Genomic DNA, 17967 nt, shown 5'->3' with positions numbered 1-17967 from the left:
CAAAAAGCTCCCGAATTGAGGGAGCTTTTTGTTTTACAGCTAATTTTTAGCTGTAGATTTTTAAATTCAATTTATATCAACGGCACAATCCAACTCACTAAAATGAGCATAATTCCCAAATGCCCAAGTTTACGTGTGACGGCCACTAATTTAGAGGGCGGTGCTTCAAGTTGGCGGGCATATTCCTGAAGGCTTAAACCTTGTGAAGCTTTACTGCTAAATAAAAATACGCCCAAATCAATACAAATTAAAATCGTGCCGATATCTGCAACAATTTCCAGTAATTCATATTCTTGCTGATAAAGCGCCATTGCAACCTGATAACTCAGAAACAAGGCAAAGGCAAAACAGCCATATTGTAAAATGAGGGCTAGGGCTCGCATAATTCATTCAAACGACTTAAAACAGCTGTGTTATAGCATAAAACAATCCATCAATTGAATGTTTTGTCGGATTACACGTGGTGGTTTAGATTGTTGGAGGAATGTTTTAAGCCATCCAGCTTTGCACAATAAAACAGGTAGCAATACTGCTTGCTGCCAATTTAGAACACAGATAAGCATAGTCTGTTGGAGCATCTGCTTGTGTTGCAGAGCTTGCAGGAACAGAAGTTGTAAGTCGACTGCGATAGCCGAGCTCCGATAGCACCACAATTAAACCTGCCAAAGTAATCACTTGGAAAATATTTATAGGATTGTGCATCAGCTCAGCATATAAGTGGTAGGCGCTCAAAGCCGCAGCAGAAAAACAAAACAGCTTAAAAAAATACAGTGTTTTCATTTTATTGTCCCTTTCATTCTTGCACTTATTGTGATGTTGCTTTCTTAAGCCAAGATTAAAATTTGCTTAAATTTGCATGAAAACAAAGCTTGAAACCATTCAAGAACTGTTGAATTGATGTTGTGGTATTGCAAGGGATGTAAAAATGAAGCCATAAAATAGGCGACCGATTGGTCGCCTAAATTCAAATTTGAGCAGGTTGAATTACCAGTGTTCACCTGGGAATAAACGCGCATACGCTTTTTGTACCCAGTTGAGTTTTTGCTGTTCGCCGACTGAAGCGGTTGAACTCGGGAACAGGTTATAACCAATTGACATGAGTTTGTTGTTGATGTCTGGTGCAATTGCATAAGTGATTGAAGCCAAACGACCCAGATGTGTCGCAATTTTCTTCGGACGTTTCACAATTGCATAAGCAATTAAATCTGCAGCTTGTTCAGGTGAAAGCGTTGGCACGTATTTATAAATTTTAGTTGGTGCAATCATTGGGGTACGCACCAATGGCATATACACCGAAGTAATTGCAATTTTATGCGTATGCGCTTCTGCAGATAGACAGCGACTAAATGCGTCTAGCGCAGCTTTAGATGCAACATAAGCAGAGAAGCGAGTTGCGTTGGCCAATACACCAATCGAGCTGATATTGATGATATGGCCATCTTTACGATGCATCATCTGCGGTAAAATATTTAGCACCAAACGTACCGCGCCAAAATAGTTCAATTGCATGGTACGTTCAAAGTCGTGGAAACGGTCAACCGATTCGTGTACTGCACGACGGATTGAACGACCTGCATTGTTAATCAGAATATCAATATGGTCGACTGAAGCAAGAATCTGTTGTGATACTGCATCAATCGATTGCATATCGTTTAGGTCGCAAGGGAAAACCGAAGCTTTACCTCCACGGGCTTCAATTTCAGCTTTGACTTGTTCTAAGGTTTCCTGAGTACGTGCAACTAAAAGCACATGCGCACCCGCATCGGCCAGTTTATGTGCCACTGTTAAACCGATACCACTTGATGCACCTGTAATAAGGGCAACTTTACCATTTACACGCTTTTGAAAAAGTTTCTCTAATTTTGGCTTCACGCTAATATTCCTGATTTAAGTTCCCAGATTGTCGTTTTTATTGAGATTGCTCATCCAAATCCTACCGTGATCTGGACTAATTTACTTGGCTTTATGATAGCCGATTGTGTAAAAAAAGCTATGAAATAAGTGATTGAATTTTCAGATGAATTTAGAGTAATTGCTCTATTTTAATACGCTGGCTATTCTTATTTTTACCATGAAATAAAGCTAATGCAAAGACATTCAAGGAAAAATTAAAATAAAAAGGCATCCTGTTGAAATAAATCAGCAGGATGCCAGTATAAAACTTGAACTGATGAGTTTTTATACAGCAGCGAGAGCCTGTTCCAAATCGGCAATTAAGTCATCGGCATGTTCAATCCCGATAGATAAACGCACCATATCTTCACTTACGCCTGCGGCTTTCAGTTCATCGACATTTAGCTGACGGTGTGTGGTGGTCGCAGGGTGACATGCTAAGCTCTTGGCATCACCAATATTTACCAAACGAGTGAACAGTTGTAAGGCATCAATAAAGCGGGTGCCACCTTCACGGCCATCTTGTACACCAAAAGACAGAATTGCCGATGGCTTGCCTTTTACGTATTTTTGCGCCAATGCATGTTGAGGGTGGTCTTTTAAACCTGCGTAATTGACCCATTTTACTTTTGGATGAGCCTGTAAATATTCCGCTACTTTTTGCGCATTTTCGGTATGGCGTTCCATGCGCAAGCTTAGGGTTTCTAGGCCTTGCAAAATCAGGAATACGTTGTGCGGGCTAATGGCTGCACCTGTGTTGCGTAGTGGTACTACACGTGCACGTGCGATATAAGCTGCAGCACCTAAGGCTTCTACATAATTGACACCGTGATAGCTTGGGTCTGGTGTGTTGAGTGCTTTAAAGCGTTCAGGATATTTGCCCCAAGGGAATTTACCGCTATCGACAATAATGCCACCAATAGAGGTACCATGACCGCCAATATATTTGGTCAGTGAGTGGATGATGATATCTGCACCGAAATCAAATGATTTTTGCAATACAGGCGTGGCCACAGTGTTATCTACCACTACAGGAATACCGTATTCGTGTGCAATTTTGGCAATCGCCTCAAGGTCAATAATATTGCCCAGTGGGTTACCAATTGACTCTACAAATACCAGTTTGGTTTTGTCATCAATCAAGTCACGCAGTGCTTCTGGATTCTGATAATCGAAGAAACGCACTCCAATGCCTTGTTTTGGCAAAGTATGAGCAAATAAGTTGTATGTCCCGCCATATAAAGTCGATACTGAAGCAATGTTGTCACCTGCTTCGGTAATGGTCTGAATCGCATAAGTAATAGCAGCCATACCTGATGCCAAAGCCAAGGCGCCAATCCCGCCTTCAAGTGCAGCAACACGTTGCTCCAACACCGCAGTGGTCGGGTTCATAATACGGGTATAAATGTTGCCTTGTACTTTTAAATCGAATAAATCGGCACCATGTTGTGTATTATCAAAGGCATACGATGTAGTTTGATAAATTGGTACAGCTACTGCTTTGGTGGTCGGTTCTGGGCTGTATCCTGCATGAATCGCCAAGGTTTCGTCTTTATAGGTCATGTTTACTTCATCTTCGTGAGTTAAATTGGCTTGAGTCTAGCATTTTTCAATATGAAAGAAAGCGTCAAAATATTGCAATATTTAGCGTGAAAGTTGATATAGCACTTAAGTAGATGGGCGGGCTGCAAGCTTAAAGACAGAGTTGTAACAAAGCGTGCAAGATGTTTGGGGTGTCTTATTTTTTCTCTGTATTCAGGTATAATACCCGATTATTTTTTCGCTCATTAGAGCAGGGGCTGCTCATCTGAGCCCCAGATTTGGTTTTCTATTGAGGAGTCCTACGTGGCCCAATATATTTATACGATGAACCGAGTGTCGAAAATGGTTCCGCCTAAGCGCGAAATCCTGAAAGACATCTCTTTATCATTTTTCCCAGGTGCGAAAATTGGTGTGCTTGGTTTAAACGGTGCAGGTAAATCGACGTTGCTCCGTATTATGGCGGGCGTAGACAAAGATTTCTCGGGTGAAGCACGTGCGCAGCCAGGCATCAAAATTGGTTATCTTGAGCAAGAACCGCCTTTGGACGAAAGCAAAGACGTTCGTGGTAACGTTGAAGATGGCTTGCGTGAGCCACTTGATGCTTTGGCTCGTCTTGATGAAGTCTTCGCTGAATATGCAGCTGAAGATGCTGACTTTGACGCACTAGCCAAAGAGCAAGAAAAGCTTGAAGCTATTATTCAAACTTGGGATGCACACAACCTTGCAAACCAGATGGATCAAGCTGCTGCAGCACTGAACCTGCCTGCTTGGGACGCAGACGTTTCTAAGCTTTCTGGTGGTGAACGCCGTCGTGTAGCACTTTGCCGTTTGCTTTTATCTAAACCAGATATGTTGCTACTTGACGAACCGACGAACCATTTGGATGCCTCATCTGTTGCATGGTTAGAACGTTTCTTGAAAGACTTCCCTGGTACCATCGTCGCGATTACGCACGACCGTTACTTCCTAGATAACGTGGCTGAATGGATTCTTGAGCTTGACCGTGGACATGGTATTCCATACCAAGGTAACTACTCTTCTTGGTTAGAGCAAAAGAACGCACGTCTAGAGCAAGAACAGAAGCAGGAAGAGTCTTTTGCTAAAGCATTGAAAAAAGAACTTGAATGGGTTCGTTCTAATGCCAAAGGTCAGCAAAAGAAAAACAAAGCACGTATGGAACGCTTTGAAGAGCTTAACTCGCGTGAATTCCAACAGCGTAACGAAACCTCTGAAATTTACATTCCACCTGGTCCACGTCTGGGCAACAAGGTGATTGAAGTTGAAGGGATCAGCAAATCGTTCGGCGACCGTACCCTGTATAAAGACTTGAGCTTCTCGGTACCACCATGTGCCATTGTCGGTATTGTTGGTGAGAACGGTGCAGGTAAAACGACGCTATTCCGTATGATGACTGGCGAACAGCAACCAGATACCGGTACGGTAACGCTGGGTGAGTCGGTTAAAGTGGCTTACGTGGGTCAGATTCGTGACACCTTAGACGACAACAAAACTGTTTGGGAAGAAGTGTCTGGCGGTTTAGACATCTTGCGTATAGGTGAATACGAAATCGCATCTCGTGCTTATATCGGTCGCTTTAACTTCAAAGGTCAAGATCAGCAAAAACGTGTGGGTCAATTGTCGGGTGGTGAGCGTAACCGTTTACAACTTGCGAAAATCCTGCAAATGGGCGCTAACGTGATCCTGCTGGATGAGCCGTCAAACGACTTGGATATCGAAACTTTACGTGCACTTGAGGATGCCATTCTGGTATTCCCAGGTACTGTAATGGTGATCTCGCATGACCGTTGGTTCCTAGACCGTATTGCAACGCACATCTTGTCATTCGAAGGTGAAACACCAGAATTCTTCACTGGTAACTATACTGAATTCGAAGAATATCGTCGCAAACGTGATGGTGATGACTTAGTAACCAAGCGTCAAAAATATCGCAAAATCGGTGTGTAATTATTCCCGACGTTTGTAAATAAAAAACCAGCCTTAGGGCTGGTTTTTTGTGTTCATTCAATCATGCTGATTGAGTATCAAGACAATAGCAGGATGTGAAATCTGAAACAGACTAGCAGCGTTTAAACTTCCCACTCATGGGAACATTCACGGCACTTCCATTGTTTTTGCGACTGCATAAAAGCTTGCATGGAAATTTTAAAATCAGGCAAATCACGGTAGAACAAGAAGCCTGCTATCACACATACAATGAATACCGCTACAGTAATGCTTTGTAAGGTCGTGCCTGCACCATCGCCAAAAATCCACATGGCAATACTAATTAAAACCAGAAGCAATAATACAAATACCGCAGGAATGAGCATCACCAAGCTTTTAGGCACAACAGGACGTGGCGTTGCTTGACCTGCCTGTGCAACAGGCATGATTTTTGGGCTTTGACATTTAGGGCATCGGTATTGCATTACAACTCCAAAATTCTGATCTAATTGTTATTCTAACGAAATGTGCGATAAATAAAAAACAGTCTGTCAGAAAACAGGGCAATAAAAAAGCCCAAGTCGTTGCTTGAGCTTCTTTATAAGATGAAGATAAGTGCTTTATATTCATCTTGAATATGGCGTCCCTACGGGGATTCGAACCCCGGTTACCGCCGTGAAAGGGCGATGTCCTAGGCCTCTAGACGATAGGGACTTGATGAGGCAACACAGGTAAAGCCTTATTTAAACTTGGTGGAGTCAAGCGGGATCGAACCGCTGACCTCTACAATGCCATTGTAGCGCTCTACCAACTGAGCTATGACCCCAGTCTGTGTGAGCGCAATATTAGGGCTATTGCGCTCACACGTCAACAAAAAAATGAATTAAGCTGGATTAATTGCATCATTTTTCGGCAATTTGATGCTTTCATTCAGTTTTTCCCAGACTTTGACTTCTTTTTTGCTTGGGCCGCCTACAACTTCTAAGGCATTGCGCAAACGTGCAAAAGTTAGGTCAGGGCCAATGGTGACCATGGTTTGCATGACTGGCGTAGATGCAGTTGAACCTGCAATGGCAATAAAGAATGCAGGCATGAAATCACGCAATTTGATTTCCATTTGGTTGGCCAAATCCATGAGAGTTTGGCTCACGGTGTCATTGTTCCAAGTAAATAGGCTTTCTAAACGCCAAATGGCAAATTGCAGACTTTGACGCACTTGTTCTTCAGATAGCTTTTTGCTTTCAAACTGTTCTTTGCTCAAGCTTGGGAAATGGTTGAAGTAATGAGCAGACCAATTCACCGCTTCAGACAACAAGTTAATACGTGGTTGAATTGCGGCCGCAATATCTTCAAGCTTGGCACGATCTGCTTTCCATGCAAGCAAGGTATCCAGCAGTTCAGCAGGAGATAATGCTTTAATCCATTGACCATTCAGCCAGTTCAATTTTTCTACATCAAAAATTGGGCCACCTAGTGATACACGCTGAATATCAAAGTGTTCAATCATTTCGGCCAACGTGAATTTTTCACTTTCATCTGGCATTGACCAACCCATACGGCCTAAGTAGTTCAGTAAGGCTTCTGGCAGTACCCCAATATCTTTGTAGTAGTTAATTGAAGTTGGGTTTTTACGTTTAGATAATTTAGATTTATCTGGGTTACGCAACAATGGCATGTGACACAACACAGGCATATCCCAACCAAAATATTGATATAGCAATTGATGTTTGGGTGCAGATGGAATCCATTCTTCGCCACGAATTACGTGAGTGATTTGCATTAAATGGTCATCTACCACGTTGGCTAGATGGTAAGTTGGTAAGCCATCGGTTTTGAGCAAAATTTGCATGTCGACCTGCGCCCATGGAATTTCCACTTCACCACGCAGCATATCGTTAAATTTACATACGCCTTCGGTTGGGACTTTCATGCGGATCACATGCGGTTCACCTGCAGCTAAACGACGCTGTACTTCATCTGTAGAAAGATTCAAGCCACGACCATCATAGCGAGGGCTTTCACCACGTGCTTGCTGTTCTGCACGCATCTGATCCAGTTCTTCTGCAGTTGCGAAACAGTAAAAAGCATGGCCTTGTTCAACCAGTTGCAAGGCATATTGCTTGTAAATGTCCATACGTTCAGATTGGCGGTATGGTGCATGAGGACCACCAACATCTGGACCTTCTGCCCAGTTTAAGCCTAACCAACGCAATGAATCCAAAATCATTTTTTCAGATTCAGGTGTTGAACGCAGTTGGTCGGTATCTTCAATACGAAGAATAAACTCACCGCCATGCTGTTTGGCAAAACATAAGTTAAATAAGGCGATATAAGCCGTTCCCACGTGCGGGAAGCCAGTAGGAGATGGGGCAATACGAGTACGAACAGTCATAACCAAAAATAATTCAAAATGTAAATTGAAACTATTATAACGAAAAAGCCCAAGTACTTAATGTTAAATTCAACATTCTGTACTTGGGCAGTTCGGCTGCTTTTGAAAAGGGGATCAAAGGCAGTGAAATTGGGTGTTGCTTATGAGTTGCCTTGCGGGAATAAGGCTTGCACAAAACGGCTGAAACGTTGGTTTTGCAAAGCAAAGAAGCTTTGTGTCGGTGCAACATTAATCGAGGTCAGTACTTTTAAATCATTATTTGATTCAAATTTTTGCTTGTCTGCCTGTTTTTGCTGGGTAATGGCTTTTTCAATTAGGGAGTTTTTTGCAGGTGCAAGGCTGCTTTTAGTTTCAGCCGACTTTATGACTGCAGCATGGCTAACCGTAGCAAGTGAGCTTAAGCTAATGAGTGTTGCCAAGATCAGTTTAGATGTCATTCTGATTTCCCCCTTTGTTTATGAATGCACTGACAATTTATAAGTTGTTCTAATACCGTTACCATTTAATCACAAAAAAGCATCCAAAAAGTAGACTTGCGTCACACTTTTTTCAAAATAGTAAATAATCAGGATTGACTATATACCGATTTTGCAGATGATCTGTCATTTAGAACATGTTGTAACAAACAAGTGTGGAGAGATCGTGAAGATTGTTACAAAAGTCACAATAAAAATAGTGTTAGAACAATTGTGATGAGCTTGATGGAGATTAAAAATACGAAATAACCTGAAATCATTATTCGATTTTTGTATATCCAATTCATAAAAAAGGTATAAATTTGGAATAAGCGAGATTTTAAACTTTAAAGTGAATAAAAATAAATGCTTAAGCTGAAATGATTTAATTATTTGGATATTTTGCCTCATTTTACTGAATTGCGCAGCGTGATGGGATTGCATATATTGGCGGCAGTTTAAAGATGATGTGTGCTGTAATGAAAACTCAATTCAAAGCTTTATTAGCTGCTGCGCTATTGGCAACAGGTTTTGCTGCAACGACTGCTCAGGCTGCAGATCGTCAGTTTTTAAATGTATCTTATGATGCAACCCGCGAATTTTATGATGAATTTAACCAGTCGTTTGGTCAGTACTGGAAAAAACGTACGGGTATCACTGTAAATTTCAAGCAGTCGCATGGTGGTTCGGGCAAGCAAGCCCGTTCGGTGGTAGATGGCTTAAAGGGCGATGTGGTGACTTTGGCCTTGGCTAACGACATTGAAGAAATTGTAAAGTCAGGGCAAATCCAAGCAGGTTGGCAAAAAGAGTTCCCACATAACTCTGCGCCATATACCTCAACCATCGTATTTATGGTACGTAAAGGTAACCCAAAACAGATTAAAGACTGGAAGGACTTAACCAAACCGGGCGTAGAAATTATTACGCCAAACCCGAAAACTGGCGGCTTGCCACGTTGGGTGTATTTGTCGGCTTGGGGTTATGCAGAGAAGCAACCGGGTGGTTCTAAAGCCAAAGCACAGGAATTTGTGGGCAAGATGTACCACAATGTGAAAGTGATGGACTCTGCGGCACGCGCTTCTATGACGACATTTGCTGAGCGTGGCATTGGTGATGTGCTTTTAACTTGGGAAAACGAAGCCTTAGTGACCTTAAAAACTTTAGGTAAAGACAAGTTTGATATTGTTTATCCTTCAATTTCTATTTTGACTGAACCTTCAGTGGCTGTGGTAGACCGTACGGTAGAGAAAAATGGCAATAAATGGTTGGCGACAGGTTATATCAACTATTTATATTCACCTTTAGGTCAGGAAATGGCAGCTAAGCATTTCTACCGCCCACGTAATGAAAAAGTGTTGGCAAAATATGCAGCACAATTTCCAAAGCTAAAAACGTTCACTATTGATGAAGTTTTTGGTGGTTGGGCAAATGCACAAAAAACACACTTTGTGAATGGTGCGATTTTTGACCAAATTTATAATTCTAAGCGTTAAGCAATACTTCGCTGTCGCCTGATTGATCATCAGATCAACACACAAAAAAATCTCTACGGAGATTTTTTTGTGTCTAAAAAAAGCCAAAAACGGATTTCCCTATGAAAAGTAATATTTATCTACAAAAAGACGTTTGGAGCTTTGTCAAAACAAGGTAATAATGTGCAGTTACATTTTAGCTGTATTGATTGAACCCTATGTCGCATATTTCTGTATTACTTCATGAAACTGTTGATGCCATGTTGGCAGATCGCAATACAGGAATTTATGTCGATGCCACCTTTGGTCGTGGTGGTCATACCCGTTTGTTATTGTCCAAACTTGATGCACAGGCACGGGTCTATGCATTTGATAAAGACCCGCAAGCATTGGCAGTGGCAGCGGAATTGGCTCAGCAAGATTCTCGTTTTCAGATTATTCATGCCAGTTTTGCCGACCTACAGCAAGAATTGAATGCTTTAGGCATTACACAGGTAGATGGTGTGATGGCCGATTTAGGTGTGTCTTCACCGCAATTGGATCAGGCCGAGCGTGGCTTTAGTTTTATGAAAGATGGTCCACTCGATATGCGTATGGACAACTCTCAGGGGCCAACTGCAGCAGAATGGTTAGTCGATATTGCAGAAGAAGCTTTGGCCAATGTGATTTTCCAATATGGCGAAGAGCGCTATAGCCGCCGTATTGCCAAAGCCATTAAACAGGCAGGCTATATTGAGACCACGGCACAATTGGCTGAAATTGTAAAAGTGGCGCACCCGAAATGGGAAAAGAACAAACACGCTGCTACTCGCACCTTTCAGGCCATTCGTATTGCGATTAATAAAGAATTAGAAGATATTGAAACCTTCTTGCCGCAGGCGGTCGAGGTGTTAAAGCCCCAAGGCCGTTTGGCGGTGATTAGCTTCCACTCTTTGGAAGATCGTTTAATCAAACAGTTTATTCAAAAAGAATCGAGCTTGCCTGAAGATACGGGCTGGGGCTTGCCACAACAGCAACAAGATACGAGACGCCTGAAAAAAATTGCGCGGGTACGTGCCAGTGATGCTGAAGTGAAAGCCAACCCACGCTCACGCAGTGCATGGTTACGTGTTGCAGAACGATTAGCTTGAAAAGGCCAATAATGAAAACAGACGCTGTAGAAAAAAATCTAACGCCATCACGACTAAAAAAAATGGTCGCTTATTTTATTTTGTTGGCACTGGTGTTTATTAGTGCAATTATGGTGGTATTTCAAGTGTTTGAGTATCGTCATGATTATCGTCAGCTCAGTTCGTTTAACCGCGAGCGTGACGACTTAAATGCAGAATGGGGGCGTTTACTGATTGAGCAACAAACCTTTGGGGCAACAGCACAAATTGGTACCCGTGCTGTGACGCAGCTGCGCATGTATTCTCCGCCTGCAGCACAAACGGTGGTGATTTCTTTGCCTACAACTTCAGAACAATAAGGCGGCTGGCACATGGTTGATGCGCGTAAAAAGCAAACCCGAAAGAAACAACAATCGGTCACTGGAAAAAATGCCATTCATGTTGAAATGTGGCGTTTTTACTTAATGTGGAGCGTGGTTCTACTGGTGTTCGTGGCACTGGTGGGGCGGGCATTCTATGTGCAAATTATCAACCATGATTTTTTACAAAACAAAGCCAATGCCAATATTTTAAGAACTGAAAAACTAAAAGCCATGCGTGGGGTGATTTATGACCGCAATGGCGTGCCTTTGGCAATTAGTACCCCAATTATGAAAGTGGTGATTGATCCACGTGATTATTTTGACAATAAAAAGCTGTTTGATGAAATTACCGCAGAGCTGGAGAAAAATCCGACTAGCCGTAAATTGCGTCGTCAGTTACCAGATAAAAACTTAAATTTAGATGAATTGGCCGATGCGGTTGGCATGGATCGTCAGGAACTCAAACAAAAAATGAATGAGCGTCCACGCTCACGTTATTTGGTGCTGCAAAAAGAAGTGCCACCGCAACAGGCAGAACTGATTTTAAAACGCAATTTCCAAGGGGTATATACCGAAAAAAACTATAAGCGTTATTACCCACAGCCGCAGCCGAATGCACAAATTATTGGTTTGACCAACAGTGAGGGCACAGGTATTGAAGGCTTGGAAATGCAGCTGAATACCCGTTTGGCTGGTGTAGATGGCGAACAGCAAATCATCCGTGACAAAAAAGGCAACCGAGTTAAAGACCCTGAAGTCATTAAAGAAGTAGAACCGGGTGAAAATATCACCTTAAGTATTGACTCACGTTTGCAGTACATTATGTACCGTGAATTAACCGCAGCTGGTGTCGCCAATAATGCACGTTCGGCAACTGCAATTGCGGTGGATGTCAAAACAGGTGAAATTCTGGCAATGACCAGTTGGCCATCTTACAACCCGAATGACAAAAAAAGCTTATCGAACAAAGATGCGATGCGTAACCGTGGCGCGGTCGATTCTTTTGAGCCGGGTTCGACCATGAAACCAATGACAGTGGCAATGGCACTGGAAAGCGGTAAATATTCACCGAATACCGTGGTTAATTTAAGTGGTGGTTCAATGCGGGTGGGCAATCACACCATTCGCGATACTCGTAATTATGGGTCACTGACTTTGGCGGGGATTATTCAAAAATCATCTAACGTAGGTGTGGCGAAAATTGCTTTGTCGTTGCCTTATGCAACTTTACCAACTTTCTATAAACGACTCGGTTTTGGTGCACGTTCTGCCGTTAAATTCCCGGGGGAAAGTGCAGGTTTAATCTTGCCGCCAAGTAAATGGAATGTATCAGAAGTGGCGACCATGTCCTATGGCTATGGTTTAAATGCCACTGTGCTGCAATTGGCAGATGCTTATGCCATGCTGGCCAATAAAGGCGTTAAAATGCCGCTTAGCCTATATAAGCTGGAAGAACAGCCCAAAGGTGAGCAAATTGTGGATGCCAAAATTGCCGATCAAGTGATGCTGATGATGGAAGCGGTGACCTTGCCAGGCGGTACTGCTCGTCAAGCCAATATTCCAGGCTATCGGGTTGCAGGTAAAACAGGGACGGCACATAAACTTCGTGCAGACCGTAAAGGTTACTCACAAACTGAATATCGTGCTTTATTTGCAGGGGTTGCCCCAGTGAGTGATCCACGTTTGGCGATGGTGGTGGTCGTAGAAAACCCAACGGGTCAGTATTATGGTGGTTTGGTGGCAGCGCCTGTGTTTGCTCGTGTGATGCAAGAATCGTTACGTTTAATGAACGTACCTTTAGATAAACCTTTAGAAACTCCCAACACTCCATAACAGGTGACGCATGTCGATTCGCTTTCAAGATATTTACCGCACAGCAAGCGTTGCAGATTGGATGACACAAGAATTTCAGGGCTTTCAACTGGACAGCCGTCATGTACGTTCAGGTCAAATTTTTATCGCCCTGACCAGTTTGTCACAGCCTGAAAAAACCGTTGCATTTGCCCAAGCCGCTTTAGCACAAGGTGCTTTGGCAGTGATTTCAGAAATACCATTGGCGGTAGCGCATAATTTGGTGGTGTCAGATGTGCGTCAGCGCATGGGGCAGTGGCAAAAACAATATTTACAAGCCGTGCAACCTGTACGTTTGGCACGCATACTTGCGGTCACAGGCACCAATGGCAAGACCACCATTTCACGTTTAATTGCTGAATTGTTGATGTTGCAAGATCAACGCTGCGCGGTCATGGGCACAACAGGTAACGGCATTTTACCGAATTTAGAAGCTTCAACGCACACGACGTTGGATGCCTTGCAACTACAAAATGCTTTGCACAATTACGCCCAGCAAGGGGCAGCATTTGCTGCAATTGAAGCCAGTTCACATGGCTTAGAGCAAGGTCGCTTAAATGGTTGCGACATCGAAATTGCGGTATACAGCAACCTGAGCCGTGATCATTTGGATTATCACGGCACTTTGGAAGCCTATGCTGCCGCTAAAGCCATGTTGTTTCAGTTTGCCAGTTTAAAAGTCGCGATTATTAATTTGGATGATGAATATGCTGAGATCATGCTGCAAGCTGCGCAGCAGAATCCTGCACAACCGAAAATTTTGACTTATTCAACTCAGCAAGCGGCTGATTATCAAGTACAGCAAATTGAATACAGTCTGAATGGCGTACGTTTCCATTTACAAACTGCTACGGCAGAATATGTGGTGCAAAGTCCATTGCTCGGGCATTTTAATGTTGAAAACTTGGTGGCGAGTTTAATTGCGGCTGAGCAGGCAGGTTTTGAGTTGACTGACTTGATTGCGACTGTACCACAACTGAAAGGTGCGCCAGGCCGTATGCAAGTGCTGCGTGATGCAGAGCGTTTATTTGTGGTGGATTATGCACATACCCCAGATGCCTTGATTCAAGTACTGCAAACCCTAAAACGCCATGTCAGCGCACAGCTTTGGGCAGTATTTGGTTGTGGTGGTGACCGTGACCGTGGCAAACGCCCACTTATGACCCAAGCAGCACTGGATTATGCCAATGTCGTGCTCTTGACCTCAGATAACCCACGCACAGAAGATCCTTTGCAAATTTTTGCCGATATGCAGGCAGGTGTAGATTTGTCAGTGGCACAAACACATGAAATTCATGATCGCCGCGAAGCGATTAAATATGCCGTTCAACATGCACAGGCAGGTGATATTGTGTTGATTGCAGGCAAAGGTCATGAAAATTATCAAGAAATAGATGGGGTAAGACACTGGTTTGATGATGTGATTGAAGTGCAAGCTGCGATAGATGCACAACATTGCTCACCTTCTGCTTACCCTGCGCAATAAGGAATTTGTATGCACACTTCCACCACCAGTACTGCAATTTTAGAACCTTGGACTACAGAACAACTGCAACAGGCAACACAAGGTTATTGGCTGAACGGACAAACACCACAGGGCGAGATTAAACGTATTTTGACTGATTCACGGCATGCAGAAGCAGGCGATGCCTTTTTGGCATTAAAAGGTGAGCGTTTTGATGCACACGACTTTGTGGCTCAAGTGGCGACCCAGGGCTGTTCAATGGCGATTGTCAGCCAGCCTGTCGACGCAGATATTTGTCAGCTCGTGGTATCTGACACCCGTTTAGCCTTAGGACACTTGGGTGCCTTTCGTCGTCAGCAACATCCACAATTAAAAGTGATTGCTTTAACAGGCAGCAGTGGTAAAACCACCACCAAAGAAATGCTCGGCAGTATTTTGTCACGTTTGGCACCGACCTTAATTACCCGTGGCAACCTGAATAATGATTTGGGAGTGCCGATGATGTTGCTGGAATTGAACGCAAGCCATCAATATGCCGTAATGGAATTGGGTGCCAGTCATCAAGGTGAAATCGATTACACTTCAAACTTGGTGCAGCCGCATGTGGCAGGCATTATCAATATTGGTACGGCACATTTGGGTGAATTTGGTGGACGTGAGGGCATTTGTCGGGCGAAGTCAGAAATCTATGCACATCTTGCACCACAAGGTACTGCCATTGTGCCTGCTGCCGATGATTTTGCTGAACAGATTCAACAAGCCGTTCAGTCAGAACAGCGTCTAAGTTTTGGTGAAGGCGGTGATGTTTTTGCCACAGAAATTCAGTTGCAGCCACAATCGGCAAGTTTTTGCTTAAATACCGCACAAGGCATACGTCAGGTCAATTTACCTTTTGCCGGCGAACACAATGTAAAAAATGCTACGGCTGCTGCAGCCTTTGCACTGGCAATTGGAGTGAGTTTAGATGATATTGTGGCGGGCTTGGAGCAAGCACAAGGGGCCAAAGGCCGTTTAAACTTTATTCATCAAGGCACACATTTGTTCATTGATGACACCTATAATGCCAATCCAACTTCTATGCGTGCTGCAGGTGAAGTTTTGGCGCAGCAAACGGGTGTGCGGGTCATGGTGATAGGTGATATTGGTGAGCTCGGCAATAGTGCGGCACAGCAACACTATATGCTAGGACGGGATTTAGTTTCTATTCGTGGCATTAATTTTGTGGTGGCTGTGGGTGAATTTTCACCTGCGACTCAAGAGGGCGCACGTAGCACCCAATTTGGAAAAAAATTACAGGCCTTTGTAACCCAGGAACAAGCCTTGCCATTTTTAATTGATCTGGTAAAAACACATCAACCTCAGTCCATGAGTTTCCTATTTAAAGGTTCTCGTTATACCCATATGGAAACGTTGATGGCTGCATTGATGGAGAAAATTTAAATGCTGTTATGGTTATTTGAACAGCTTGCGGGCTATCACAGTTCGTTTCAAGTGGTTCGTTATTTAACATTACGTTCATTACTGAGTGTATTGACTGCACTTGGCATTGGCTTGGTGCTTGGCCCTGTGATGATTCGTAAACTGCAAGCATTGAAATACGGTCAAGCAGTTAGTTCATATGCACCAGAAGGACATGCCAAAAAGATGGGTACACCTACCATGGGTGGGGTATTAATCCTGCTCTCGATTGGTATTTCCACGTTGTTATGGGCAGACTTATCTAACCCTTATGTCTGGATTGTACTTGCGGTCATGGTGATCTTTGGCGCTGTAGGCTGGGCGGATGACTGGATTAAAATTCGCTACAAAGACAATGCTGGCTTGCCAGCACGTAAAAAGTTCTTCTGGACTTCGGTGGCATCGTTAGGGGCAGGTATTGCGTTGTATGTGATTGCAACCCAACAGCCAAACCCTGCGCAAACTGCAGATATGCTGGATGTCTTGATCCCATTCTTTAAAGATTTCAGCATTCCTTTGTCGCTAATTCCATTGGGTATTGGCTTTATTATCTTTACCTATTTGGTGATTAACGGTGCCTCGAATGCAGTCAACCTGACCGATGGTTTAGACGGTTTGGCAATTATGCCAATCGTACTGGTTGCTGCAGGTTTGGGCGTATTTGCCTACTTGGCGGGGGATGTTCGCTTTGCAGATTATCTACATATTCCTTATGTGAAATATGCCTCTGAACTGGTGGTGATCTGCGCAGCAATGATTGGTGCTGGCTTGGCATTCCTGTGGTATAACGCGCATCCTGCACAAGTGTTTATGGGCGATGTGGGCGCACTGTCTTTGGGGGCAATGCTGGGTACTATTGCTGTAATGGTACGTCAGGAAATCGTCTTTGCGATTATGGGCGGTGTATTTGTGGTGGAAGCCATTTCGGTATTCTTGCAAATTGGTTCACTGCGTATGCGCAATAAACGTGTTTTTTTAATGGCGCCGTTGCATCACCACTACGAAAAGAAAGGCTGGCGTGAGACCCAAGTGGTGATTCGCTTCTGGATTATTACAATTATGCTGGTGGTTTTGGGTCTAATGACCTTAAAATTACGCTAAGCCAAAAGAACCGAAAAACCTTGAAAAGTCGGCACCTGCCGACTTTTTTATGCCGCCTGCTTTGGAGAAAATCATGAATCTGCTGATGTGTCCTGTGTGTCGTCAGGTCTTACAACTGCATGACAGAACGTGGCGCTGTGCCAGCAACCACAGTTATGATGTCGCGAAACAAGGCTATGTCAACTTGCATGTCGTGCAGCATAAACACAGTAAAAACCCAGGAGATACACCTGTTTCGGTACAGGCACGCCGTGCCTTTTTAAGTGCGGGGCACTATGCACCTTTGCAACAGGCAGTGGTACAAAAATTGCGTGAACTACGTATAGAAAATCTGTTGGATATTGGCTGTGGCGAAGGTTATTACACTGCAGCTATGCAAGCTGAAGTCATGCAATGTGTAGGGGTAGATATTGCCAAAAATGCAGTACAAGTGGCGGCTAAACTGAATTCAGAAGTGACTTGGGTGGTGGGTACAGGTGCAACTTTGCCTGTGTTGGATCATTGCATTGATGTTTGCAGCAGTTTGTTTAGTCCAATACCTAAGCAGGAAATTTTACGGGTACTCAAGCCACAAGGTTATTTGCTGGTGGTTACGCCAGCGCCTGAACACTTGCTGGCCATGCGTCAGGCCTTGTTTGAAGATGTTAAACCGCATGAACCTGAAAAATTTGTTACCCAATTGCAAGATGCTTTTGAATTGGTGGATGCCAGTGTGGTGAAGACACCGTTACAGCTCAGTCAAACAGATTTAAAACATTTGATTGCGATGACACCTTATGCCTATAAAGCCAAACCTGAGCGTCGTCAGGCATTAGAGCAACATGCTCAATTTGAACTATCTGCACAACATCAAATTTACCTGTTCCAAAAAAAGTAAGCGCTAGGTTTTAAAAATCGGGCTGCTATTCAAGTCCAAGCTGTGC

Annotated in this window: 16 protein-coding genes and 2 tRNA genes; 9 read left to right on the top strand and 9 right to left on the bottom strand. The window is 43.5% G+C overall.

The genetic code is table 11. The features are described from left to right. Positions 1 to 71: 71 nt before the first annotated feature. The 4 genes from HHA41_RS04925 to HHA41_RS04910 all read right to left on the bottom strand — a co-directional run bounded on the left by HHA41_RS04925 (position 72) and on the right by HHA41_RS04910 (position 3456). On the bottom strand, positions 72 to 383 hold the full coding sequence (locus HHA41_RS04925; protein WP_168460776.1) for a hypothetical protein: 312 nt from the start codon (positions 381 to 383) through the stop codon (positions 72 to 74). A gap of 106 nt (positions 384 to 489) precedes the next feature. Next, the gene (locus tag HHA41_RS04920) at positions 490 to 780 is read right to left on the bottom strand and encodes a hypothetical protein (RefSeq protein ID WP_168460774.1); all 291 of its coding nucleotides are present in this window, start codon (positions 778 to 780) and stop codon (positions 490 to 492) included. Positions 781 to 984: 204 nt separating this feature from the next. Then, positions 985 to 1872, bottom strand: coding sequence for an SDR family NAD(P)-dependent oxidoreductase (locus HHA41_RS04915; protein ID WP_168460772.1), 888 nt, complete (start codon positions 1870 to 1872; stop codon positions 985 to 987). A gap of 306 nt (positions 1873 to 2178) precedes the next feature. Continuing rightward, positions 2179 to 3456: an aminotransferase class V-fold PLP-dependent enzyme gene (locus HHA41_RS04910; protein ID WP_168460770.1), complete on the bottom strand. Its 1278-nt coding sequence runs from the start codon at positions 3454 to 3456 to the stop codon at positions 2179 to 2181. Positions 3457 to 3738: 282 nt separating this feature from the next. Here HHA41_RS04910 and ettA point away from each other — a divergent pair, with 282 nt between their 5' ends. Then, positions 3739 to 5400 carry an energy-dependent translational throttle protein EttA gene (gene ettA / locus HHA41_RS04905; RefSeq protein WP_096901294.1) on the top strand — a complete coding sequence of 554 codons (1662 nt, stop codon included), beginning with the start codon at positions 3739 to 3741 and terminating at the stop codon, positions 5398 to 5400. 122 nt (positions 5401 to 5522) lie between these two features. Here ettA and HHA41_RS04900 read toward each other — a convergent pair whose 3' ends face one another. The 5 genes from HHA41_RS04900 to HHA41_RS04880 all read right to left on the bottom strand — a co-directional run bounded on the left by HHA41_RS04900 (position 5523) and on the right by HHA41_RS04880 (position 8208). After that, on the bottom strand, positions 5523 to 5864 hold the full coding sequence (locus HHA41_RS04900) for a hypothetical protein (RefSeq protein ID WP_168460768.1): 342 nt from the start codon (positions 5862 to 5864) through the stop codon (positions 5523 to 5525). Positions 5865 to 6017: 153 nt separating this feature from the next. Next, positions 6018 to 6093: transfer RNA gene (locus tag HHA41_RS04895), tRNA-Glu, on the bottom strand. Between the two features lie 36 nt (positions 6094 to 6129). After that, positions 6130 to 6205 (bottom strand) — tRNA-Ala (locus HHA41_RS04890). 57 nt (positions 6206 to 6262) lie between these two features. Next, positions 6263 to 7771 carry a glutamate--tRNA ligase gene (gltX, locus tag HHA41_RS04885; protein WP_168460766.1) on the bottom strand — a complete coding sequence of 503 codons (1509 nt, stop codon included), beginning with the start codon at positions 7769 to 7771 and terminating at the stop codon, positions 6263 to 6265. A gap of 140 nt (positions 7772 to 7911) precedes the next feature. After that, on the bottom strand, positions 7912 to 8208 hold the full coding sequence (locus HHA41_RS04880; protein ID WP_168418900.1) for a hypothetical protein: 297 nt from the start codon (positions 8206 to 8208) through the stop codon (positions 7912 to 7914). Between the two features lie 497 nt (positions 8209 to 8705). Here HHA41_RS04880 and HHA41_RS04875 point away from each other — a divergent pair, with 497 nt between their 5' ends. From HHA41_RS04875 to HHA41_RS04840, 8 genes are all read left to right on the top strand, one after another. After that, positions 8706 to 9719 (top strand): sulfate ABC transporter substrate-binding protein, encoded by a 1014-nt coding sequence (locus HHA41_RS04875; protein ID WP_168418901.1) that lies wholly within the window; start codon positions 8706 to 8708, stop codon positions 9717 to 9719. A gap of 197 nt (positions 9720 to 9916) precedes the next feature. Further along, positions 9917 to 10828 carry a 16S rRNA (cytosine(1402)-N(4))-methyltransferase RsmH gene (rsmH, locus tag HHA41_RS04870; protein ID WP_168418902.1) on the top strand — a complete coding sequence of 304 codons (912 nt, stop codon included), beginning with the start codon at positions 9917 to 9919 and terminating at the stop codon, positions 10826 to 10828. An 11-nt stretch (positions 10829 to 10839) separates the two neighbouring features. After that, a complete protein-coding gene (gene ftsL / locus HHA41_RS04865; protein ID WP_168418903.1) occupies positions 10840 to 11166 on the top strand; it encodes a cell division protein FtsL in 327 nt (108 codons plus the stop codon). Positions 11167 to 11178: 12 nt separating this feature from the next. Continuing rightward, positions 11179 to 13002 (top strand): penicillin-binding protein PBP3, encoded by a 1824-nt coding sequence (gene ftsI, locus HHA41_RS04860; protein ID WP_168418904.1) that lies wholly within the window; start codon positions 11179 to 11181, stop codon positions 13000 to 13002. Positions 13003 to 13012: 10 nt separating this feature from the next. Next, a complete protein-coding gene (locus HHA41_RS04855) occupies positions 13013 to 14506 on the top strand; it encodes a UDP-N-acetylmuramoyl-L-alanyl-D-glutamate--2,6-diaminopimelate ligase (RefSeq protein WP_168418905.1) in 1494 nt (497 codons plus the stop codon). A gap of 9 nt (positions 14507 to 14515) precedes the next feature. Next, complete coding sequence (gene murF, locus HHA41_RS04850) at positions 14516 to 15925, top strand: UDP-N-acetylmuramoyl-tripeptide--D-alanyl-D-alanine ligase (protein ID WP_168418906.1); 1410 nt, start codon at positions 14516 to 14518, stop codon at positions 15923 to 15925. Further along, complete coding sequence (gene mraY, locus HHA41_RS04845; RefSeq protein WP_168418907.1) at positions 15926 to 17044, top strand: phospho-N-acetylmuramoyl-pentapeptide-transferase; 1119 nt, start codon at positions 15926 to 15928, stop codon at positions 17042 to 17044. A gap of 73 nt (positions 17045 to 17117) precedes the next feature. Then, entirely contained in the window at positions 17118 to 17921 is an 804-nt protein-coding gene (locus HHA41_RS04840) for a putative RNA methyltransferase (protein ID WP_168460764.1), read from the top strand. Positions 17922 to 17967: the final 46 nt, after the last annotated feature.

The sequence above is a fragment of the Acinetobacter sp. A1 genome, assembly GCF_012371315.1.
In the GTDB taxonomy this organism is placed as follows: Bacteria; Pseudomonadota; Gammaproteobacteria; order Pseudomonadales; family Moraxellaceae; genus Acinetobacter.
This window is presented reverse-complemented; position numbering and strand designations above follow the sequence as displayed.

Coding starts and splice junctions, on each gene's coding strand:
- HHA41_RS04875 (WP_168418901.1), top strand. CDS start 8,706: ATGAAAACTCAATTCAAAGCTTTATTAGCTGCTGCGCTATTGGCAACA.
- HHA41_RS04900 (WP_168460768.1), bottom strand. CDS start 5,864: ATGCAATACCGATGCCCTAAATGTCAAAGCCCAAAAATCATGCCTGTT.
- HHA41_RS04910 (WP_168460770.1), bottom strand. CDS start 3,456: ATGACCTATAAAGACGAAACCTTGGCGATTCATGCAGGATACAGCCCA.
- ftsL (WP_168418903.1), top strand. CDS start 10,840: ATGAAAACAGACGCTGTAGAAAAAAATCTAACGCCATCACGACTAAAA.
- HHA41_RS04840 (WP_168460764.1), top strand. CDS start 17,118: ATGAATCTGCTGATGTGTCCTGTGTGTCGTCAGGTCTTACAACTGCAT.
- ftsI (WP_168418904.1), top strand. CDS start 11,179: ATGGTTGATGCGCGTAAAAAGCAAACCCGAAAGAAACAACAATCGGTC.
- HHA41_RS04925 (WP_168460776.1), bottom strand. CDS start 383: ATGCGAGCCCTAGCCCTCATTTTACAATATGGCTGTTTTGCCTTTGCC.
- HHA41_RS04855 (WP_168418905.1), top strand. CDS start 13,013: ATGTCGATTCGCTTTCAAGATATTTACCGCACAGCAAGCGTTGCAGAT.
- HHA41_RS04880 (WP_168418900.1), bottom strand. CDS start 8,208: ATGACATCTAAACTGATCTTGGCAACACTCATTAGCTTAAGCTCACTT.
- mraY (WP_168418907.1), top strand. CDS start 15,926: ATGCTGTTATGGTTATTTGAACAGCTTGCGGGCTATCACAGTTCGTTT.
- gltX (WP_168460766.1), bottom strand. CDS start 7,771: ATGACTGTTCGTACTCGTATTGCCCCATCTCCTACTGGCTTCCCGCAC.
- HHA41_RS04920 (WP_168460774.1), bottom strand. CDS start 780: ATGAAAACACTGTATTTTTTTAAGCTGTTTTGTTTTTCTGCTGCGGCT.
- murF (WP_168418906.1), top strand. CDS start 14,516: ATGCACACTTCCACCACCAGTACTGCAATTTTAGAACCTTGGACTACA.
- rsmH (WP_168418902.1), top strand. CDS start 9,917: ATGTCGCATATTTCTGTATTACTTCATGAAACTGTTGATGCCATGTTG.